This window comes from Streptomyces sp. NPDC003016 (genome assembly GCF_053591455.1).
Map to the genome: position 1 here is coordinate 20,363 of NZ_JBSFTV010000059.1, position 18,038 is coordinate 38,400.

Sequence of the window (18,038 nt, forward strand, 5' to 3'; positions counted from 1 at the left end):
CCCCCGCGACCCGGTCCGCCCCCGGGCCGGGGGAGGAGCACCATGAGGAGCACCCTCGCCGGAATGTTCCAGTCCCTGACGGTCCGCAACTTCCGGCTGTTCGCGGCCGGGCAACTCGTCTCCGTCGGCGGCACCTGGATGATGATCGTGGCCCAGGACTGGCTCGTGCTCTCCCTGACCGGCGACTCGGCCTCCGCCCTGGGCATGATCACCGCCCTGCAGTTCGCGCCCCTGCTGCTGTTCACGCTGCACGCGGGGGGCCTCGCCGACCGCCACGACAAGCGCCGGCTGCTGATGGGCGCCAACCTCGCCTCGGGCGTGCTCGCCGTGCTGCTCGGTGCGCTGGTGCTGGCGGGAGGGGTGCGGCTGTGGCATGTCGGTCTGTTCGCGCTGGGAATCGGCCTGGTCAACGCCGTCGAAATACCGGCCCGGATGTCATTCGTCAGTGAACTGGTCGGCGCCGACCTGCTGCCCAACGCGTCCGCGCTCAGCGCCGCCTACTTCAACACCGCGCGGGTGCTGGGCCCGGCCGCGGCGGGCCTGCTGATCAGCTGGTTCGGCACCGGAACGGTGATGCTGCTCAACGCGGTGAGCTATCTGGCGACGGTGGCCGGACTGTGGCTGATCCGCCCCGCCGAACTGCACCGCGGCGCTCGGCGCCCCCGGCGCGCCCGCGTGGCGGACGGGATCCGGCACGTGGCGGCCCAGCCGGACCTTCTGCTGCCGATGGCCCTGGTCGCGGTGGTCGGCATGCTGGGCTTCAATTTCCAGCTCACCCTGCCGCTGCTCGCCAAGACGGTCTTCCACGCCGATGCCGCCGCCTTCGGCCTGCTGACCACGGCGCTGGCGGCAGGTTCGCTCGGCGCGGCCTTCGCCACGACCCTGCGCCGGGGCAGGCCGCCGCTCGGTCTCGTCATCGGGACGGCGGCCGCCTTCGGCGCGGTGCAGATCCTGGCGGGACTCGCACCGACCTACACCACGGCCGCGGTGGCGCTGTTCCTCACCGGCTTCGCGTCCGTCTGCTTCGCACAGGCGGCCAATCACCGGATCCAGCTCGGCACCGATCCGGCCTACCGCGGCCGGGTGATGGCGCTCTACACCTTGGTCTTCCAGGGCACCACCCCGCTCGGCGCGCTTCTCGTCGGCGGCCTGTCCGAAACCCTGGGCGCCCGGTCCGGCCTCCTCGTCGGCGGTGCGGCCTCGGTCCTCGCCGCGGGCGCCGCGCTCGTCTTCCACCTCCGTCGGACCGGGCCCGCGGATACGCCCGCCCGCCCTCCTGCCGAGGTCACGCGTTGACGTAGGGGGTTTGGATCCGGTGTTGCGGGTTACCAGAAGTCGGAGGGTGACATGGCAACTCAGAACAGCAACACACCGAAGAGCAAAGACAATTCGCAGTCCACGGCGGAAAACCGGCCGGGCCCGATGGATGTGCTGCGCGGTGCGCGGGCGCAACTGGCGGAGCTCACCGGCATGGAGGCCGAGTCCGTCTCTTCCTTCGAACGTACGGAGGACGACGGCTGGATGCTGCGGGTCGAGGTGCTCGAACTGGCCCGGGTCCCCGACACGATGAGCCTGCTCGCGTCGTACGAAGTCACACTCGACGTGCAGGGAGCGCTCACCGGATACCGGCGCGTCAGCCGCTACGAACGCGGCAGGGCGGACCGTTCGTAGTCGCCCGAAAAAGTCGAAAAAGCCGAAATAACCGACACACCCGATAAACCTGACAGACCGGAAAATTCCGGTACACCCGACAGGAGGAGGGCCGGTCGGCATGACCGTAGTCCCGGCACAGCAAGGCGGAGGCGGCGGCGGTACCAGCGGCCTCTACGACGTCCTGGAACTCGTCCTCGACCGTGGACTCGTGATCGACGCGTTCGTACGTGTCTCCCTGGTCGGCATTGAGATTCTCAAGATCGACATCCGGGTCGTGGTGGCGAGCGTCGACACGTATCTGCGCTTCGCCGAGGCGTGCAACCGCCTCGACCTCGAAACCGGCGCCAACAAGAGCCCCGGCCTGCCCGAGATCGTCGGCGAGGTCACCGAGTCCGGCGCCAAGGGCAAGTCCAAGGGTGCCCTGTCCGGCGCCGCCGAGACCATCTCGGACGCGTTCCAGCAGGCCCGCAGCGGCGGTGACGGCCAGTCCGAGTCGAAGCCCCGCGCCCGCCGCAGCAGCACGTCCCGCCGGAAGGAGGAGCAGGAGTGAGTACGTACGTCTACGGCATCGCGCGCGGCAACCACCCCGAACTTCCCGAGCCGACGAACGGCGTCGGGGAACCGCCGATGCCCGTGCGCGCCCTCAGGGCCGGTGAACTGACCGCCCTGGTGAGCGACGCGCCCGAGGACCTCAGGCCCAAGCGCCGCGACCTGCTGGCGCACCAGACCGTCCTCTCGGAGGCCGGCGCCGTGGGCGCCGTGCTGCCGATGCGCTTCGGCAGCCTGTCGGCGGACGACGAGTCGGTACGCACGGTGCTCGCCGAACGCGAGAAGCACTACCTGGAGCGGCTCGACGCGCTCGACCACAAGGTCGAGTACAACGTGAAGGCCACGCACGACGAGGAGGCGGTCCTCCACCAGGTCCTCGCGGAGGACGCCGAACTGCGCGCGCTCAACGAGGCCAACCGGGCGGCCGGCGGCGGCACGTACGAGCAGAAGCTGCGGCTCGGCGAACGCGTCGTGGCCGCGGTGCAGCAGCGCGAGAAGCGCGACGGGCAACTGGTGAGGCAGGCCCTGGAGGCGGCGGCGGGAGCTGTCAGCCCGGGGCCCGAGAGCTCCGGCTGGCTGGCGAACGTCTCCTTCCTCGTCGACCGCGACCACACCGCGGACTTCGTGGAGGCGGTGGACGCCCTGCGCAAGGAGCACCCCCACCTCGTCCTCCAGGTCAACGGCCCGCTGCCGCCCTACAGCTTCGTGGAGTGACGGGAGCATGGGCCTCCTGGGAGAGCTGCTGCTCCTGCCCCTGGCCCCTGTCCGCGGCACCTCGTGGGTGCTGCGGCAGGTGGTCACGGAGGCGGAGCGGCAGTACTACGACCCCGCGGCCATCCAGCGCGAACTCTCCGCCCTGGAGCGGCAGCTCGAGGCGGGAGAGATCGACGAGGCCGAATTCGACCGCCGTGAGGACGAGCTCCTCGACCGGCTGGAGAAGAGGAACCCGACAACATGAACAACAGGCTGACAGTGGGCCTCGCGGTGGGCGCGGGCTACTTCCTCGGGCGGACGAAGAAGGCGAAGCTCGCCTTCGGCATCGGCACCATGGTGATGGGCAAGAAGCTCCAGCTGAGCCCGCGCGCGCTCGCGGAGTTCGCGTCCTCGCAGCTCCAGAACAACCCCCAGTTCAAGGAGATCGGCGACCAGCTGCGCGAGGACCTGCGCGGGGTCGGCAAGGCCGCGACGGGCGCGCTCGTGACCCGGCAGATCAACGCGGTCGCCGACCGGCTGCACGACCGGAGGCTGGACGTGCAGGACCGGCTCGCGGGCGTGGTCCCCGACGGCGTACCGGGCCTGCGGGACGAGGACGAGGAGACCGACGAGGCCGAGGACGAGGGCCGGGAGGAGGAGCCGGAGGAGCGCGAGGAGCCCCGGCAGCGGTCGGAGCCGGACGGTGAGCGGCGCGAGCGCCGCAAGAAGGCACCGGCCGGGAAGGCACCGGCGGCGGCCAAGAAGACCGCTGCGAAGAAGACCGCGGCCAGGAAGACCGCCGCCGCGAAGAAGACCACCACCGCGAAGGGAGGCCGGAGCCGTGGCTGACACCAAGGGCCCCCAGTCCCTGCTGAGCGGGGACAACGGGGCGACGCAGCGACTGAAGGAAGAACTCCAGTCGTACCTCATGGCGCAGGCCGTACGGATGCTGACCGGCGCGGGCCGCAAGCTCGGCGAGAGCACCCTCAAGCTCAACGACATCGCGGAGGGCAAGAGCCCCGGATTCGCCGAACTCGCGAAAAAGGGCGGCCAGAAGCTCGCCGAGGGCAAGGGGCCGGTGCGCGGCGCCCTGGAGATCGGCGCCTCCCACCTCAAGGACAACGCGATGAACACGCTCAAGGGCCTGGGCGGCAAGCGCAAGAAGGGCGGCGGCGGCAACAAGCCGGTCGTCATCATGGAGCACATCGACGTGGGTGTCCCGGTCCGTGACGCGTACGACCAGTGGACCCAGTACCAGGACTTCTCCACCTTCGCGAAGGGCGTCAAGAGCGCGGGCTCCGCCGACGACACCACGTCGGACTGGAAGCTCAAGGTCTTCTGGTCCAACCGCAGCTGGAAGGCGCACACCACCGAGCAGGTGCCGGACACGAGGATCGCCTGGACGTCCGAGGGCGCCAAGGGCACCACGAAGGGCGTCGTCACCTTCCACCCGCTGGGCGAGAACCTCACCCGGGTGCTGCTGGTCATGGAGTACTACCCCAAGGGGCTGTTCGAGAAGACCGGCAACATCTGGCGCGCCCAGGGCCGACGGGTCCGCCTGGACCTGAAGCACTTCGCCCGGCACATCTCGATCAAGGGCGAGGCCGAGGACGGCTGGCGCGGCGAGATACGGGACGGCGAGGTCGTGCGCAGCCACGACGACGCGGTGGCGGACGAGGAGAGCGAAGAGCAGCCGCAGGAAGAAGTGGAGGAAGAGCAGCCCGAGGGCGAGTACGCGGACGAGGAGTACGTCGACGAGGACGACGAGCCCGAGCCCGAGGAAGAGGCGGGGGAGGAATACGCCGCCGAAGACGAAGAAGAAGACGAAGAAGAAAACGAGGGCGAGGCCGAGGCCGAGGAATACGAGGATGAGGACGAGGAAGAGGACGCCGATACGGACAAGCAGCCTGAGTACGCGGACAGCGGAAGCCGGGGCCGCCGATGACGTCGCCGGTGAACGGCCTTCCCGACTCGTACGGGTCCAATGGAGGCGCGAATCTCGCCGACATCCTTGAGCGCGTACTCGACAAGGGAATTGTCATCGCGGGAGACATCAAGATAAATCTCCTCGACATCGAACTGCTCACCATCAAGCTGCGCCTCATCGTCACCTCCATCGACAAGGCGAAGGAAATGGGAATCGACTGGTGGGAGGACGATCCGTCCCTCTCCTCCGGTGCCCGTCGCCGTGAACTCGCCGAGGAGAACGAGCGGTTGCAGCGGCGCATCGCCGATCTGGAGGCGGCGCCCGCACTCGAGGACCGCAAGGACCGCAAGGACCAGGAATGAACGAACTGCGCTACGTGTACGCGGTCACCCGGCCCTTCGAGGGCGTACTCCCCGAAGGCGTACGCGGCCTCGACGGTGAGCCGCCCCGCCTGCTGCACCACGACGGCCTCGTCGCCGTGGTCAGCCCGGTCCCGGCCGAGGACTTCGACGAGGCGCCGCTCAAGAAGCACCTGGAGAACCTCGACTGGCTCTCCGGAACCGCCCGTACCCACGAGGCCGTCGTCGGCGCCCTGACCACCGTCACCTGCCCCGTGCCGCTGCGCCTGGCCACCGTGTGCGTCGACGACAGCGGCGTACGCCGGCTGCTCGACACGGGCCGCGACCGCTTCGTGCAGACGCTGGAACGGCTGGATGGGCGGGTCGAGTGGGGCATCAAGGTGTACGCCGAGCCCGACCCCGCGCCCGAGGCGGAGCCCGCGCGGGAACCGTCCGAGGCCCCGCAGGCGCAAGCCGCCGCGGCCGCCCCCACGACCGGCCGGGACTACCTGCGCCAACGGCTCAGCCGGCGCCGGGCGCGCGAGAGCGTCTGGGAGCGCGCCGACGCCCTGTCGCGCGGGCTGCACGCGGAACTCTCCCTGCGCGCGGAGGCCGCTGCCCTGCACCGTCCGCAGGACGCCCGGCTGTCCGAGGCGTCCGGGCAGAACATCCTCAACGCGGCGTACCTGGTGCCGCGGGAGAGCAGCGAGGAATTCGTGGAGGAGGTCGGCCGGCTCACCCCGAAGGACCGGGGCGTACGGGTGGAACTCACCGGCCCCTGGGCCCCGTACTCCTTCGCGGGGCAGTCCGGGCACCCGGAACAGCCGGCGCAGGGGGAGACGGGCCGATGACGCCCCCCGGCGCCGTGCCCTCCGACGCCGTCCCCTCCGACGCGGCGCCCCTCGCCCAGCGCGAGCTCGCTCTCGTCGACCTGCTGGACCGGCTGCTGGCGGGCGGGGTCGTGATCGCGGGCGACCTGACCCTTCGCATCGCCGACGTCGATCTGGTGCGCGTCGATCTCAACGCCCTCATCAGTTCCGTCAACGCCAACGTGCCGTCCCCGTTCGAGGAGGAAGAGGAGAGGTACCCGTGACCACCGCCGAAAGCCGCCGTGTGGAACTCGACGCCGACACCGTCGAGCGCGATCTCGTCAAGCTCGTCCTGACGGTCGTGGAGCTGCTGCGCCAGCTGATGGAACGCCAGGCACTGCGCCGTGTGGAGACCGGGGACCTCAGCGAGGAGCAGGAGGAGCGCATCGGGATGACGCTGATGCTCCTGGAGGACCGGATGGATGTACTGCGCACGCGGTTCGGCCTCGAGCCCGAGGACCTCAATATCGACCTGGGACCCTTGGGGCCCCTGCTGCCCCGGGGCGAACAGAAGTGAAAAGCGGAGAAGCGGGGCGATGGCCCGAAGGCCGCCGCCCCGCTTCTTGGTCTTTCTTGTCTTTCCTGTGCCGTTTCTACCATCGATACCAGCGGGACCGGGTGCCCGTGGACGACGTGCTGCGCAGCAGGAATCCCAGCAGCCAGATGACGAGAACCGCGATGGCGATCCACCAGAGAACCTCTACCGCGAATCCGGCGCCGAAGAGAATCAGTACGAGGAGCAGGACCAGAAGGATGGGAACCATGGCGTGTACCTCCTGAATTCTTGAGTTCCCGAATTTCGTCCTCGTACACGAACGCATGGAGAGGTGTTGTGACCGAGAAGTCCGACCGCAGGACACGGATCACGGTCCTGGTGGCGCTCGCCGCCAATCTGCTCATCGCCGCCGCCAAGACCGTCGGCGGACTGGTGTCGGGATCGCCCGCCCTGCTCTCGGAGGCGGCGCACTCCGTCGCGGACAGCGTCAACGAGGTCTTCCTGCTCGCGTCCCTGCACCGCGGCCGCCGCCCGGCCGACGGAAAGCATCCCTTCGGATACGGCAAGGAGCGCTACTTCTGGGCCCTGCTCGCCGCCGTCGGCATCTTCGTCATGGGCGGCTGCTTCTCCTTCTTCCAGGGGCTCGAAGCGCTCGGCGGAGCCACCGGCGAGAAGTCGTACACCGGCTACGTCGCCGGGCTCGCCGTCCTGGGTGTCGCCCTCCTCGCCGAGGGCGCCTCCCTGGCCCGCGCCCTCCACCAGGTGCGGCGCCGGCCGGGCACCGGACCGGTCCGGGACCCGGCCCTGCGCACGGTCCTCGCGGAGGACGGCACCGCCGTCGTCGGGGTGCTTCTCGCCACGGTCGGCATGGTGCTCCACATGACGACGGGCAACGCCGTCTACGAAGCCGCCGCGTCCTTCTCCATCAGCCTGCTGCTCGTGTACGTCGCCTACCGGCTCGGCCGGGACGCCAGGGCCCAGCTCGTCGGCGAGGCCGCCGACCCCGAACTGTGCGAGAGCATCCGCGCGCTCGTCGAGGCCCAGCCGGAGATCGACAACGTCGCCGAACTGCTGACGATGCGGCTCGGCCCCGACTCGCTCCTGGTGGCCGCCCGCGTCGACCTGGTGCCGGGGCTGGACAGCGAAGAGGTGGAGCTCACCTGCGTACGGATCAAGCGCTCCGTGCGAAAGACCTGGCCGCAGGCCGACCAGGTCTTTCTCGACATCACGGAGGCCCCCTCCGACGAGGAGCGCCAAGAGCCCCGAGAGCCCCGAGAGCTCCATGAGCCCCAGGGCCTGCGGGTCGCTACTGGGCGAGCGGACGGTACACGGTGAGTGCTTCGTCGGCCTTGTCGATGAGGAATTCCGGGGGCGCCTCCGCCACTTCGCCGTCGTACGCGAGCAGCGTCCCCTGCGCCAGCCCCGAGATCCACACCCTGCGCAGCCGCTGCGCCGCATGGACGGGCGAGCGGCTCAGCGGCCCCGCGAGCGCCGCGGCCAGCAGCCGCAGGCCGGGCAGTCGGCCGCCGTGCACCACGCGTACGTCGAGCAGTCCGTCGGCCAGGTCGAGCCGCCGGCCGGGGGTCGGGCCGAAGCGCTGGTACATGCCGTTGCCCGCGAACAGCATCCACAGCGCGCGGCGGCGCCCCTTGTGCTGGCCGATGTTCGCCTCCAGCGGCCGCTCGGCGCGCAGCACTTCCACCGCCGCCAGTACGCCCGCGGGCCAGCCGCCGATGCGCGGGGCCCAGTGCTCCCTGATCCGTACCAGTTCGGGGTAGACACCCAGGCTGAAGGTGTTGAGGAAGTGGCCGGGCTCACCGTCGGGCCCCGGACCGGGGGTGAACCGGCCCAGGTCCACCCTGACCGCGTCGCCGCCCGCCAGGGCCCGGCAGGTGTCCTGCACCTCCTCGATGCCCAGGTCGTACGCGAAGTGGTTCAGCGTGCCGCCGGGGAAGACGGCCAGCGGAACCCGGTGGCGGACGGCGGCCACCGCCGCCTGGTTGACCGTGCCGTCCCCGCCGCAGATCCCGAGCGCCCGGCCCTGCTGCGCGGCCTTGTCCAGCGTGGCCGTCAGCTCGCCGGGCTCGCACTCGACGACCTCGGCGTGCGGCAGCGCGTCCCGTACCAGCGCCGCCCTGGCCGCCGCCGAGCCCGACCGCTTGTTGACCACGACGACCAGCCCCCGGCCGTCGGGCAGTGCGGGCGCCTCGGTGTACGGCCTCCCCGGCGCGGGGATCTGTGCCCGGGTCGGTACGAGCCCGCGCACCGCGAACGCCGCTCCTATGCCCAGCGCCGCCCCGACCAGCACATCGCTCGGATAGTGCGCACCCGTGTAGATGCGGGAGAAGGCCACGGACGCCGCGACCGGGGCGACGACCGCACCCCACCCCTTGGACTCCAGCGCCACTCCGGTCGCGAAGGCGGCGGCGGAGGCCGAGTGCCCCGAGGGGAAGGAAGTGGTGATCGGCTGGCGCTTGAGCTGCCGGATCATCGGCACCGCGTCCAGGACGGGCCTGCCCCGGCGCACCGAACGCTTGCCCACGGTGTTGACGGTGAGAGAGGCCAGGGCCAGCGAGGCCACCCCGCGCACCGCGGCCCGGCGGGCGCGGGTGGAGCCGCCGAAGGCCGCGATCCCGGCGGCGGCACCGAACCACAGCATGCCGTGGTTCGCCCCGTGGCTCAGGCGCGGCAGGACACGGTCGGCGCCCGGCCAGTGGTGGGTCGCGACGCTGTGGAAGAGCCCCCGGTCACGGGCGCTCAGCCAGGCGGCGATCCGTCCTGGCGCTCGGAGCGGGTCATGCGCGTTGGGTGAAGACATGGCACGCGAGTACCCGGCGCGACGCCTTCCGAATCCAGCGGCACGCCGGGCGGGCCCCGGTGACCGGCCCCCTTACGTCACGTCCCGTCCGGCCGCGACCACCGCAGCAGCGCGCCGAGGCCGTCCGCGGGCCCCCGTCCGGCGTGCTGTCGACGTCCGGCGGGACCCGGATCGCCTCGGCCCAGGTCATGGCGGCCGAGCGCAGCAACGCGTCGTCGGCGCGGGCGGTGAACGGCTCGCGCCCGCTCGGATACCGCGCGCCGGTACGGCGTGCCGCCGGCCGTCCTGGCTCCTCGTCCACCCCCACCTCGCGTCCGCCGTCGGCCCCTTCGGAGTCCACCGGCAGCTCGGGAATCCGGTGCCCGCGCGGCGCGGAAGCGCTCCGGCTCGGGGGCGGCCCGCTTGCACGCGTGTGCCTGCCCGGACCGTTCCACGTCCTCGTCCGACAGCCCGGCAGGGGTCCCCTCCTGACAGGCGCTCAGCGCCCCGGTGGTGTCGCGGGCGCTCTGCTCCCCGGTGTGCTCGGCCTTCCACTGGAAGTGGCCCTCGGACCCGTCGTCGCTCGCGGTGCGGCGCACCGGCCCGTCCTCGCCGTGGATCTGCCCGGCGGGACGGCTGCCGAGGGCGGTGCGCAGCTCGAAGTCGGCGTCCCTGCGGTCGGTGTACACGAGGAGACAGACCGGTTCCTCGTCCGCGAGGCCCAGCAGCGGGCCGGCCCGCGGCAGCGCGGACCAGCTCGCCGCGGGAGCCGGTGGGCGGATGACCGGCGGCGGGTCCGGCACCACTTCGCCGCCCCGTGCGAAGACAGCGCGGCCGGCCGGCGCCGCGCCGTGCGTGTACGAGGCCAGGACCTCGTACACCGCGCACCCCGTCACCTCGTCGGCCCCCTGTTCCGGCAGGTCGCGGCAGGTCTGGCGGGCGCGCAGCCCACGCCCCCGCGGTGCGGACTCGTCGAGGGTGGACGTATCGGCGTGGACGGATGCCCGGGGGCCGGGCGTTCGTACAGTGGGGTGAGGGACGCGAGGTCCATTTCTCCCTCCGGGAATGTCTGACGGGGCGTGCGCCTCGGATACCCGAAGGTGAACCATGAACACCATGGAACCGAACACGAACCCGCTCCTGTCGCGCCACGACCAGGCGCTCGCCCTCTTCGGCGGCCACGTGCGGGCCGTACGGGAGGACCAGTGGCGGGCGCCGACCCCCTGCACCGAGTGGTCGGTGCGCGATCTCGTCAACCACCTGACCGTGGAACAGCTGTGGGTGCCGCCGCTGGTGACCGGGCGGCGCACGGCCGAGGAGGCCCATGACGGCTCCTTCGGCTTCGACATCGACGGCGACGTGCTCGGCGACGACCCGGTGGCGGCCTGGGAGCGGGCGGCGGCGGGCGCGCGCGAGGCGTTCGCCGCCCCGGGGGCGCTGGAGCGGACCGTACAGCTGTCGTACGGGCAGACCTCGTGCGCGGCGTACTGCGCGCAGATGGTGACCGACCTGGTGGTGCACGCGTGGGACCTGGCGCGGGCGATCGGCGCCGACGAGCGGCTGCCCGACGGCCTGGTGGACTTCGCGGTGCGTGAAGTGGGGCCGCACTCCGCCGAACTGGGGAAGAGCGGCCTGTTCGCCGCTCCGGTGGAACCGCCCGCCGGAGCCGGCGTACAGGCCAAGCTGCTCTCCCTGCTGGGGCGCCGGGTCTGACGCCCGGACCGCCCGCTCGCCGGAGCCGGGCGACCGCTCGCCGGACTACTTCGCGCAGGAGCGGGCGAACTCCTTGGTGAAGGTCTCGCAGAACGCCTTGAGGTCGTCCGGCTTGCGGCTGGTGATCAGCGTGGCGGGGGTCGCGTCACAGACCTTCACCTGTTCGTCGACCCAGGTGCCGCCCGCGTTGCGGATGTCCGTCCGCAGACTCGGCCACGAGGTCAGGGTCCGGCCGCGCACGACGTCCGCCTCGACGAGCGTCCAGGGGCCGTGGCAGATGGACGCGACCGGCTTGCCCGCGTCGAAGAAGGCGCGGACGAACGCCACCGCCTTCTCGTCCATGCGCAGGAAGTCCGGGTTGGCGACGCCGCCGGGGAGCACCAGGCCGCCGTACTCCTCGACCGACGCGTCGCCGACCACCTGGTCGACGGGGAAGGTGTCCGCCTTGTCGAGGTGGTGGAATGCCTGGATCCTGCCCGGCTCCGTGGAGACCAGCCGGGGCGTGTCGCCCGTTTCGGTCACCGCCTGCCAGGGCTCGGTGAGTTCGACCTGCTCGACGCCCTCGGGCGCCACGAGAAACGCGATCCGCATCGTGATCCTTCCGTGTGACTGCTTCGGTGCTGTGTTCCGGTGCTGTGTGGCGTCCTGCCTCAGGTCCCGGTACCGGCACCCGGGCCGGGTGTCGCCCGGCCGATGCCGGCGAGCGCCGGCTGCGGGTCCGGGAACCCGGCGAGGTCGCCGATGCTCACCACGCCGAGCGGCAGGCCGTCCTCGACCACGGGAAGCCGCCGGACCGCGTGCTGCCGCATCAGGGTGACCGCCGTCGACACCTCGTCGTCCGGGCCGACGCACACCGGGGCCGGCGTGCAGACGGACTCGGCGCCGACCGTGAGGGGGTCGATGCCGTCCGCGACCGCGCGCAACACGATGTCCCGGTCGGTGAGCACACCGATCAGCTGGTTGTCCCGCGCCACCAGCACATCACCGATGTCCTGCGCGCGCATCAGCTGCGCGGCTTCCACCAGCGAGGCATCGGGGCGTACCGCTGCGACGCCTGCCGTCATGACTTCCCTCACGAACCGGGCCATGGCTGTCCGCCTCATCTCTTCGCTCACGCTGTCGGCCACCGGTCCGGGTACCCGTGGCACGGGTGGCAAACGTCCGCCGTCACGGGGTGTTTGAGCCCGGTCGCAGAGGGGGGCCCGGTACGCGGCCGGGCGGCCGTGCGGGAAAAGGAACGGGAACCCGGGGCCGCGTACGACGGCCCGGGCGCGCGCACCGCCGTACCGGCGGCCCGGTGTCACCCGCCGTTCCTCCAGGGAGGGCAGAGCCATGGCGGGTTTAGCCGTGCTGATCCCGGTAATCATTCCGGTTCTCATGCTGGGCGTGATCATCGCACTCGGCCGCTACGAAGAATTCATACTGTCGGCGCAGGCGCAGGACCGTGACGCGGTCGGCCGGGCCGTCGGCAGCTGATGGGGGAGAGGTACATGGCAGCGAAGGGCACAGTGCTGTACAAGCCGGCGGGGATGCTCCTGGGCATGGCCGCGGGCATGGTGGCGGGCATGGCGTTCCAGCGCCTGTGGAAGACGGTCGCGGGTGAGACCGAGGCCCCCCGGCCCATGGACCGGGACGGACTCTGGCGCGAGATACTCCCGGCCGCGGCGCTGCAGGGCGCGACGTTCGCGGTGGTCCGCGCGGCGGTGGAGCGCGGCGGAGCGATCGCGGTCCACCGGGCGACCGGCCACTGGCCGGAGTGACCGGCACGCCTGCGGGGGGCGGGGTTCGCGGGTGGGGGGCGGGGTTCGGAGACCGAACCCGCCCCCCGCCCGTGTGCGGCCCCCGCCCCGGCCCTCCTGGTCAGCCTTCGCCTCCGCCGGGGAGGAACTCCTGGAGCTTGGACTTCAGGCCCTGCTTCATCACCGCGCCGGCCTCCGCGTCCCCCTTGAGGAGCGCCGACGCCGTCGCCTCGATCTGGTCCCACGTCGCGTGCGGCGGGATCGGCGGCACCGACGGGTCGGTGACGAAGTCCAGCACCACCGGGCCCTCCGCCGCCAGCGCGGCCCGCCACGCGCCCTCCACCTCCTCCGGCTTCTCCACCCGGATCCCGGTGAGGCCGACCGACTCGGCGAACGCCGCGTACGACACGTCGGGGAGCGACTGCGACGGCAGGAAGGACGGGGCTCCGCCCATCGCGCGCAGCTCCCAGGTCACCTGGTTGAGGTCCCGGTTGTTCCAGACGGCGACCACCAGCCGCGGGTCCTCCCACAGGTGCCGGTACTTCGCGACGGAGATCAGCTCCGCCATGCCGTTCATCTGCATCGCCCCGTCACCGACGAGCGCGATCGCCGGGCGGTTCGGATGCGCGAACTTCGCCCCGATCGCGTACGGCACACCGCATCCCATCGTGGCCAGCGTCCCCGACAGCGACGCCCGCATGTCCCCGCGCAGCCGCACGTGGCGCGCGAACCAGTTGGTGGCCGACCCGGAGTCGGCCGCGATCATCGCGTGGTCCGGCAGCAGCGGGGACAGCGCCGCCGCCACGTGCTCCGGATTGACCGGATCGGCCGACAGGGAGGCCCGCCGCTCCATGACCTCCGTCCACCGCCGGGCGCCCGCGCAGATCCCGTCGAACCAGTCCCGCGACTCCTGGCGCCGCAGCAGCGGGATGAGCTCGCGCAGCGTCGCCCGCGCGTCGCCGACCAGGTTCACCTCGTACGGATAGCGCATCCCGATCATGTGCGGATCGATGTCGATCTGCACGGCCCGCGCCGTGCCGAACTCCGGCAGGAACTGGGAGTACGGGAAGCTGGAGCCGATGGTGAGCAGCGTGTCGCAGTCCCGCATCATCTCGTACGACGGACGGGTGCCCAGCAGCCCGACCGAGCCCGTGACGTACGGCAGCTCGTCGGACAGCACGTCCTTGCCGAGCAGTGCCTTCGCCACGCCCGCGCCCAGCAGCTCCGCGATCTCCTGGACCTCGGCCCGCGCCCCCGCCGCGCCCTGACCGGCCAGGATCGCGACCTTGTCGCCGGCGTTGAGCACGTCGGCCGCCCGCCGCAGCGCGTCCGGCGAGGGCATCGCCGTCCAGCTGCTGCGGTCCAGGCTGGAGGGGACCATCTTGAAGGCGTGCGGCGGCGGCGTGTACTCCAGCTCCTGCACGTCCGCCGGCACGATGACCGCGGTCGGACAGCGCCGGGCGTACGCCGTGCGGATCGCCCGGTCCAGCACGTTCGGCAGCTGCTCCGGCACGGTCACCGTCTCCACGAAGTCGGAGGCGACGTCCTTGAACAGCGAGTGCAGGTCGACCTCCTGCTGGTACGAGCCGCCCATCGCGCTGCGCGCGGTCTGCCCGACGATGGCCACCACCGGCACGTGGTCGAGCTTGGCGTCGTACAGGCCGTTGAGGAGGTGGATCGCGCCGGGCCCGGACGTCGCGACGCACACGCCGAGCCGGTTGCCGAACTTCGCGTACCCGACCGCTTCGAACGCGGACATCTCCTCGTGCCGGGACTGGATGAAACGCGGCTGGTCCCCGGCGCGGCCCCAGGCGGCCAGCAGGCCGTTGATGCCGTCCCCCGGATAGCCGAAGACGCACTCGACTCCCCACTCGCGCAGGCGCGACAGGATCCGGTCGGCAACATCGGTGCTCATATGGGGGCCTCCTACGGGCTGTACGGAGCGGCTGGACATGCGGAGCGGCCGAAAAGGCAGCACTGTGCCGAGTACCAGGGATGCGGCGACGGAAACCGGCCGCCCGCGAACCCGACCCGTTTGGCGTGCCGAGGCGGGGGCACGTGCTCCATGTGCTTCGGACCGGAGGCACGTCCGTGGGAGCGGCCATGCGCTCCGGGCGTGTCGCGTCCAGGAGCCCGGCAGCCTCCCCACGGTGACATCCGTCCGCCGTCTGCACCGTTCAGGGAGTTGCAACGAAGATGCGTACAACCGCCGTTCGCAGGACCCACCCGCACGACGACGCCCCCGACACCACCGACGCCTTCCGCCGCTTGTGCGCCATGCCCGAGGGCGAGGAACGGGAGGCCGTGCGCCGGGAGATCGTGAACGCCTGGCTGCCGATGGCCGACCGGCTCGCGGGCCGGTTCCGCAACCGCGGCGAGGCCATCGAGGACCTGCGTCAGGTGGCCGCACTGGGCCTGGTCAAAGCCGTCGACCGGTACGATCCGGACCGCGGCTCGGCCTTCGAGAGCTTCGCCGTGCCGACCATCACCGGCGAGATCAAGCGGCACTTCCGCGACCACATGTGGACCCTCCACGTGCCGCGCCGCGTCCAGGACCTCCGCAACCGGGTCCGCGCCGCCAGCCAGGACCTGAGCACGACCGTGTCGGGCCGTGCCCCCACCGTCGCGGAGATCGCCGAGCACGCGGGCATGAGCGAGGAGGAGGCCCGCACCGGGATGGAGGCGCTCGACTCCTTCACCGCCCTGTCCCTCGACGCCCAGCTGCCCGGTACGGGCGACGGGTACTCGCTCAGCGACGCCCTCGGCGGGCCCGACGGCGCGCTCGACATCATCGTCGACCGCGAGGCCGTCAAGCCGGCCCTCGACCGGCTCCCCGAACGCGAGAAGAAGATCCTCTACATGCGCTTCTTCCGGGACATGACGCAGAGCCGCATCGCCGAAGACCTCGGACTCTCCCAGATGCACGTCTCCCGGCTGATCAGCCGCTGCTGCACCCGTCTGCGCGACGAGGCCCTGCGGGACGCCGCATAGCGAGCGCGGCATGGCGTGACACCAGGTCCATGACCTGGCCCTCCGCCATCGAGAACGCCCGTCGGGCGCCCGTACGGAAAAGGGTGAGCACCCCCTGCACGGGCCCGGCGGCCCCGCCGCCGGCCGGCGCCGTCAGCGGCACGCACAGCAACGAGGTGACGTCCGCCCGTACGAGCACGGGACCGCCCGCCCGGTCCCTGCCGAAGCCGTCCGTGTCCTCCGGCCGCACCTGGAGGGACGCGCAGCCGCCGCGGGCGGCCTCCGCCACCAGCGGGCACGAGGCCGGGTCCTGAGCCGCCACCGCCCGGGCCAGGGTCTCGGCACCCGGGCCCCCGGGACCGAGTACCAGGGCGCGCTCGAGCGGCTTGCCCGCGACGATGTCGGCGACCACCCAGTCGGCGAACCGCCCGTGCAGGATGCGCGCCGCGCCCGCGAGAACCGCCTCCCGGTCGCCGGGCGCGACGGACAGCAGCTCCGTGGTCATCGCGTCGACGAGGTCCAGCAGCTCCGCGTGACGGGTCGTCTCCGACAGGTCCGGCAGCGCGGGGCGCCGCCCCGCCGCGACGGCCCCCGGAGCCGGGTACGCGCCGATGGAGAGACCGGGCTGGAGGACGGTGAGCACCGCCGGATGCGGCTCGTCCGGCGGGCGCAGCGCGCCCATGGTGGCCAGCACCCGTTCGTGCGGCCGCTGCTGGAGATGGACGGTCAGACTCCGGTCGCCCTCGCCGCGTGCCACGGCCGCGGCCTGGGACCGGAACGCGGCCCGGTCACCGGGGCTGAGGAGGGCCGCCAGCGGCCGTCCCGTCGCATAACCGGCCCGTACGCCGGTGAGCCCGGTCGCGGCGAAGTTCATCCGCCGTACGACGGTGTCCCGGTCCACCAGGGCGACCGGCAGCGGCAGCCGCTGGAACAGGGTCTTGAGCAGCTGTCGCTCCTGTCGCTCCTGCCGGTCGGGGGAGGGGGCGTTGGGGGCGGCGGCCTTCAGCTGCTCGTAGCGCGGCCACAACGTGTCGGCCACGTGCCGGAGTTCGAAGAGAGCCGCGTCCAGAAGGGCGAGGTGTTCATCGGGAGGCAGGGCGCGCCCCGCCCTCAATTCACCGACCCGCCTGACGAAATCCGCCAGTTCCGCGCCGAAGTCGTCCGTCTGCGTCATACGAGAAAGCTAACCGGTCCGGCTGTTTTGCGGACCTGGGGGAGGGAAGCCGCACAACGAAGGGAGGACGCCGCCATGCCGACCGAGCAGGAACTCCAAGGCCCGGAGCCCGACTCCGTGGTGCGCAGGCTGTCCGAGCTGGCGCAGCAGTCCGCGCGCTGCGCCCCCGCCTGCTGCGGCGCTGTGGCGACGATCGCCGACGGCGGTACGGAACGGCGCACCACCGCGACCCATCCGGACCTGGCCGCGCTCGCCTCCGTCCAGCTCGCCCTCGGTGACGGGCCGATCCCGACCGCGCTGGACCGGGGCGAGCCCGTGGACGCGGAGGACCTGCTGAACGAGGAGCGGTGGCCCCAGTACCGGGCTCTGGCGCTCGATTCCGGGGTGAGGGCCAGCGTGACCATTCCGTTCCGCCGGTCCGGCATGGAGGTCACCGTCAGCCTCTACAGTTTCCGCCCCGGCTCCCTGGAGCGCGCGGCGTACGGCCCGGTGGGCGTCCTCGGCGAGCAGGCCACCGCGAGCCTGGTCCGTGACCGGCGCTACCGCGAGGCCCTCGCCGAGGTCGGTCAGCTGGAGACGGCGCTGCGCTCACGCGGCGTGATCGACCAGGCCAGCGGCATCGTGATGCACGTACTGCGCTGCGACAGCGACGAGGCGTTCGCGGTGCTGCGGCAGATGTCGCAGCGGACGAACCGCAAGCTGGCGGAGGTCGCCGAGGCGGTCGTCCGGGACAAGGGGCGCGGCCTGGAGAGCACCCTGGCCCGGTTCGCACCGCATCGTTGAGAGAGCGTCGAGGCACCTTTGGGAACAGACACCTCTCCCGGGCCCGGCCCCAGAAGCGCCGCGCCTGAACCACCCGTATAACCGTATACGGGACGATTAGCCGTATGCAGGGTGATCCGATCAGTGTGGAGGTGGCCGCGACATGCAGCGGACGGTCGAGGAAGGGCGCGGCCCCGTCCGGTACGGGCCGCCCGCCCCCGAGCCCGGCCTGCCCGTCCTGCCGGAACTGTCCGCCGTGCTCGCCCGAGTGCGGTACGCCGCTGAAGGCCATGAAGGAGGGCGACATCGACCTCCGCTGCCCCAACGGCCGTTCCTGCCCCGCGCAGTTGCGGGAGCG

Annotated in this window: 24 protein-coding genes and 1 pseudogene; 18 read left to right on the top strand and 7 right to left on the bottom strand. The window is 71.9% G+C overall.

The annotated features are described in order from the left end of the window. Positions 1-42 precede the first annotated feature (42 nt). The 11 genes from ACWDZ4_RS32610 (at position 43) to ACWDZ4_RS32660 (ending at position 6,546) form a co-directional block, all read left to right on the top strand. Entirely contained in the window at positions 43-1,296 is a 1,254-nt protein-coding gene (locus ACWDZ4_RS32610) for an MFS transporter (RefSeq protein WP_451511997.1), read from the top strand. A gap of 51 nt (positions 1,297-1,347) precedes the next feature. Then, positions 1,348-1,671 (top strand): gas vesicle protein GvpO, encoded by a 324-nt coding sequence (locus ACWDZ4_RS32615; protein ID WP_451511998.1) that lies wholly within the window; start codon positions 1,348-1,350, stop codon positions 1,669-1,671. 100 nt (positions 1,672-1,771) lie between these two features. After that, positions 1,772-2,203, top strand: a complete 432-nt coding sequence (locus ACWDZ4_RS32620) for a gas vesicle structural protein GvpA (RefSeq protein ID WP_451511999.1) — start codon at positions 1,772-1,774, stop codon at positions 2,201-2,203. After that, positions 2,200-2,916, top strand: a complete 717-nt coding sequence (locus tag ACWDZ4_RS32625) for a GvpL/GvpF family gas vesicle protein (RefSeq protein WP_451512000.1) — start codon at positions 2,200-2,202, stop codon at positions 2,914-2,916. Before ACWDZ4_RS32620 ends, ACWDZ4_RS32625 begins: the two co-directional genes overlap by 4 nt. A 7-nt stretch (positions 2,917-2,923) precedes the next feature. Continuing rightward, positions 2,924-3,160: a gas vesicle protein GvpG gene (locus ACWDZ4_RS32630; protein WP_451512001.1), complete on the top strand. Its 237-nt coding sequence runs from the start codon at positions 2,924-2,926 to the stop codon at positions 3,158-3,160. Beyond that, positions 3,157-3,744: a DNA primase gene (locus ACWDZ4_RS32635; RefSeq protein WP_451512002.1), complete on the top strand. Its 588-nt coding sequence runs from the start codon at positions 3,157-3,159 to the stop codon at positions 3,742-3,744. Before ACWDZ4_RS32630 ends, ACWDZ4_RS32635 begins: the two co-directional genes overlap by 4 nt. Continuing rightward, complete coding sequence (locus tag ACWDZ4_RS32640; protein ID WP_451512003.1) at positions 3,737-4,840, top strand: SRPBCC family protein; 1,104 nt, start codon at positions 3,737-3,739, stop codon at positions 4,838-4,840. The genes ACWDZ4_RS32635 and ACWDZ4_RS32640 overlap by 8 nt, the downstream gene beginning before the upstream one ends. After that, on the top strand, positions 4,837-5,184 hold the full coding sequence (locus tag ACWDZ4_RS32645) for a gas vesicle protein (protein ID WP_451512004.1): 348 nt from the start codon (positions 4,837-4,839) through the stop codon (positions 5,182-5,184). The genes ACWDZ4_RS32640 and ACWDZ4_RS32645 overlap by 4 nt, the downstream gene beginning before the upstream one ends. Beyond that, the gene (locus ACWDZ4_RS32650) at positions 5,181-6,011 is read left to right on the top strand and encodes a GvpL/GvpF family gas vesicle protein (protein WP_451512005.1); all 831 of its coding nucleotides are present in this window, start codon (positions 5,181-5,183) and stop codon (positions 6,009-6,011) included. Before ACWDZ4_RS32645 ends, ACWDZ4_RS32650 begins: the two co-directional genes overlap by 4 nt. Continuing rightward, entirely contained in the window at positions 6,008-6,253 is a 246-nt protein-coding gene (locus tag ACWDZ4_RS32655; RefSeq protein ID WP_451512006.1) for a gas vesicle protein, read from the top strand. Before ACWDZ4_RS32650 ends, ACWDZ4_RS32655 begins: the two co-directional genes overlap by 4 nt. Continuing rightward, complete coding sequence (locus tag ACWDZ4_RS32660; RefSeq protein ID WP_344498528.1) at positions 6,250-6,546, top strand: gas vesicle protein K; 297 nt, start codon at positions 6,250-6,252, stop codon at positions 6,544-6,546. Before ACWDZ4_RS32655 ends, ACWDZ4_RS32660 begins: the two co-directional genes overlap by 4 nt. 76 nt (positions 6,547-6,622) lie before the next feature. Here the strand turns inward: ACWDZ4_RS32660 and ACWDZ4_RS32665 are convergent, their stop codons facing one another. Continuing rightward, positions 6,623-6,793 (bottom strand): hydrophobic protein, encoded by a 171-nt coding sequence (locus tag ACWDZ4_RS32665; protein ID WP_451512007.1) that lies wholly within the window; start codon positions 6,791-6,793, stop codon positions 6,623-6,625. Positions 6,794-6,861: 68 nt separating this feature from the next. Between ACWDZ4_RS32665 and ACWDZ4_RS32670 the strand changes: the two genes are divergently transcribed. After that, positions 6,862-7,860, top strand: coding sequence for a cation diffusion facilitator family transporter (locus ACWDZ4_RS32670; RefSeq protein ID WP_451512008.1), 999 nt, complete (start codon positions 6,862-6,864; stop codon positions 7,858-7,860). On the opposite strand, the gene ACWDZ4_RS32675 is transcribed toward ACWDZ4_RS32670, so the two are convergent. Both ACWDZ4_RS32675 and ACWDZ4_RS32680 read right to left on the bottom strand, forming a co-directional pair. Further along, complete coding sequence (locus ACWDZ4_RS32675) at positions 7,832-9,343, bottom strand: phosphatase PAP2 family protein (protein ID WP_451512009.1); 1,512 nt, start codon at positions 9,341-9,343, stop codon at positions 7,832-7,834. The genes ACWDZ4_RS32670 and ACWDZ4_RS32675 overlap by 29 nt on opposite strands. A 77-nt stretch (positions 9,344-9,420) precedes the next feature. Then, positions 9,421-10,218 (bottom strand): baeRF2 domain-containing protein, encoded by a 798-nt coding sequence (locus ACWDZ4_RS32680; RefSeq protein ID WP_451512010.1) that lies wholly within the window; start codon positions 10,216-10,218, stop codon positions 9,421-9,423. Between the two features lie 220 nt (positions 10,219-10,438). On the opposite strand from ACWDZ4_RS32680, the gene ACWDZ4_RS32685 reads away from it, so the two are divergent. Next, positions 10,439-11,035 carry a TIGR03086 family metal-binding protein gene (locus ACWDZ4_RS32685; protein WP_451512011.1) on the top strand — a complete coding sequence of 199 codons (597 nt, stop codon included), beginning with the start codon at positions 10,439-10,441 and terminating at the stop codon, positions 11,033-11,035. Between the two features lie 45 nt (positions 11,036-11,080). On the opposite strand, the gene ACWDZ4_RS32690 is transcribed toward ACWDZ4_RS32685, so the two are convergent. Both ACWDZ4_RS32690 and ACWDZ4_RS32695 read right to left on the bottom strand, forming a co-directional pair. After that, positions 11,081-11,626: a type 1 glutamine amidotransferase domain-containing protein gene (locus ACWDZ4_RS32690; protein WP_451512012.1), complete on the bottom strand. Its 546-nt coding sequence runs from the start codon at positions 11,624-11,626 to the stop codon at positions 11,081-11,083. A gap of 59 nt (positions 11,627-11,685) precedes the next feature. Continuing rightward, positions 11,686-12,123, bottom strand: coding sequence for a CBS domain-containing protein (locus tag ACWDZ4_RS32695; RefSeq protein WP_451512013.1), 438 nt, complete (start codon positions 12,121-12,123; stop codon positions 11,686-11,688). Positions 12,124-12,367: 244 nt separating this feature from the next. Between ACWDZ4_RS32695 and ACWDZ4_RS32700 the strand changes: the two genes are divergently transcribed. Beyond that, positions 12,368-12,511 carry a hypothetical protein gene (locus ACWDZ4_RS32700; protein ID WP_451512014.1) on the top strand — a complete coding sequence of 48 codons (144 nt, stop codon included), beginning with the start codon at positions 12,368-12,370 and terminating at the stop codon, positions 12,509-12,511. A 14-nt stretch (positions 12,512-12,525) separates the two neighbouring features. Further along, on the top strand, positions 12,526-12,795 hold the full coding sequence (locus ACWDZ4_RS32705) for a DUF4235 domain-containing protein (RefSeq protein ID WP_451512015.1): 270 nt from the start codon (positions 12,526-12,528) through the stop codon (positions 12,793-12,795). Between the two features lie 100 nt (positions 12,796-12,895). Here the strand turns inward: ACWDZ4_RS32705 and ACWDZ4_RS32710 are convergent, their stop codons facing one another. Then, positions 12,896-14,689: a thiamine pyrophosphate-requiring protein gene (locus tag ACWDZ4_RS32710; protein ID WP_451512016.1), complete on the bottom strand. Its 1,794-nt coding sequence runs from the start codon at positions 14,687-14,689 to the stop codon at positions 12,896-12,898. A gap of 281 nt (positions 14,690-14,970) precedes the next feature. On the opposite strand from ACWDZ4_RS32710, the gene ACWDZ4_RS32715 reads away from it, so the two are divergent. After that, positions 14,971-15,765 carry an RNA polymerase sigma factor SigF gene (locus ACWDZ4_RS32715; RefSeq protein ID WP_451512017.1) on the top strand — a complete coding sequence of 265 codons (795 nt, stop codon included), beginning with the start codon at positions 14,971-14,973 and terminating at the stop codon, positions 15,763-15,765. Here ACWDZ4_RS32715 and ACWDZ4_RS32720 read toward each other — a convergent pair. Further along, complete coding sequence (locus ACWDZ4_RS32720) at positions 15,713-16,918, bottom strand: PAS domain-containing protein (RefSeq protein ID WP_451512018.1); 1,206 nt, start codon at positions 16,916-16,918, stop codon at positions 15,713-15,715. The two genes, ACWDZ4_RS32715 and ACWDZ4_RS32720, sit on opposite strands and share 53 nt — an antisense overlap. 75 nt (positions 16,919-16,993) lie before the next feature. Between ACWDZ4_RS32720 and ACWDZ4_RS32725 the strand changes: the two genes are divergently transcribed. Together ACWDZ4_RS32725 and ACWDZ4_RS32730 are read left to right on the top strand one after the other, a co-directional pair. Then, a complete protein-coding gene (locus ACWDZ4_RS32725) occupies positions 16,994-17,701 on the top strand; it encodes an ANTAR domain-containing response regulator (RefSeq protein WP_451512019.1) in 708 nt (235 codons plus the stop codon). 230 nt (positions 17,702-17,931) lie between these two features. Next, a pseudogene (locus tag ACWDZ4_RS32730) lies at positions 17,932-18,038 on the top strand (hypothetical protein); the annotation flags it as partial.

Bases quoted from the DNA above. Each gene is read 5' to 3' on its own strand.
- ACWDZ4_RS32720 (WP_451512018.1), bottom strand. From the start codon at position 16,918: ATGACGCAGACGGACGACTTCGGCGCGGAACTGGCGGATTTCGTCAGG.
- ACWDZ4_RS32725 (WP_451512019.1), top strand. From the start codon at position 16,994: ATGCCGACCGAGCAGGAACTCCAAGGCCCGGAGCCCGACTCCGTGGTG.
- ACWDZ4_RS32695 (WP_451512013.1), bottom strand. From the start codon at position 12,123: ATGGCCCGGTTCGTGAGGGAAGTCATGACGGCAGGCGTCGCAGCGGTA.
- ACWDZ4_RS32615 (WP_451511998.1), top strand. From the start codon at position 1,348: ATGGCAACTCAGAACAGCAACACACCGAAGAGCAAAGACAATTCGCAG.
- ACWDZ4_RS32630 (WP_451512001.1), top strand. From the start codon at position 2,924: ATGGGCCTCCTGGGAGAGCTGCTGCTCCTGCCCCTGGCCCCTGTCCGC.
- ACWDZ4_RS32655 (WP_451512006.1), top strand. From the start codon at position 6,008: ATGACGCCCCCCGGCGCCGTGCCCTCCGACGCCGTCCCCTCCGACGCG.
- ACWDZ4_RS32705 (WP_451512015.1), top strand. From the start codon at position 12,526: ATGGCAGCGAAGGGCACAGTGCTGTACAAGCCGGCGGGGATGCTCCTG.
- ACWDZ4_RS32635 (WP_451512002.1), top strand. From the start codon at position 3,157: ATGAACAACAGGCTGACAGTGGGCCTCGCGGTGGGCGCGGGCTACTTC.
- ACWDZ4_RS32685 (WP_451512011.1), top strand. From the start codon at position 10,439: ATGGAACCGAACACGAACCCGCTCCTGTCGCGCCACGACCAGGCGCTC.
- ACWDZ4_RS32610 (WP_451511997.1), top strand. From the start codon at position 43: ATGAGGAGCACCCTCGCCGGAATGTTCCAGTCCCTGACGGTCCGCAAC.
- ACWDZ4_RS32710 (WP_451512016.1), bottom strand. From the start codon at position 14,689: ATGAGCACCGATGTTGCCGACCGGATCCTGTCGCGCCTGCGCGAGTGG.
- ACWDZ4_RS32665 (WP_451512007.1), bottom strand. From the start codon at position 6,793: ATGGTTCCCATCCTTCTGGTCCTGCTCCTCGTACTGATTCTCTTCGGC.
- ACWDZ4_RS32700 (WP_451512014.1), top strand. From the start codon at position 12,368: ATGGCGGGTTTAGCCGTGCTGATCCCGGTAATCATTCCGGTTCTCATG.
- ACWDZ4_RS32690 (WP_451512012.1), bottom strand. From the start codon at position 11,626: ATGCGGATCGCGTTTCTCGTGGCGCCCGAGGGCGTCGAGCAGGTCGAA.
- ACWDZ4_RS32650 (WP_451512005.1), top strand. From the start codon at position 5,181: ATGAACGAACTGCGCTACGTGTACGCGGTCACCCGGCCCTTCGAGGGC.
- ACWDZ4_RS32715 (WP_451512017.1), top strand. From the start codon at position 14,971: ATGCGTACAACCGCCGTTCGCAGGACCCACCCGCACGACGACGCCCCC.
- ACWDZ4_RS32620 (WP_451511999.1), top strand. From the start codon at position 1,772: ATGACCGTAGTCCCGGCACAGCAAGGCGGAGGCGGCGGCGGTACCAGC.
- ACWDZ4_RS32675 (WP_451512009.1), bottom strand. From the start codon at position 9,343: ATGTCTTCACCCAACGCGCATGACCCGCTCCGAGCGCCAGGACGGATC.
- ACWDZ4_RS32645 (WP_451512004.1), top strand. From the start codon at position 4,837: ATGACGTCGCCGGTGAACGGCCTTCCCGACTCGTACGGGTCCAATGGA.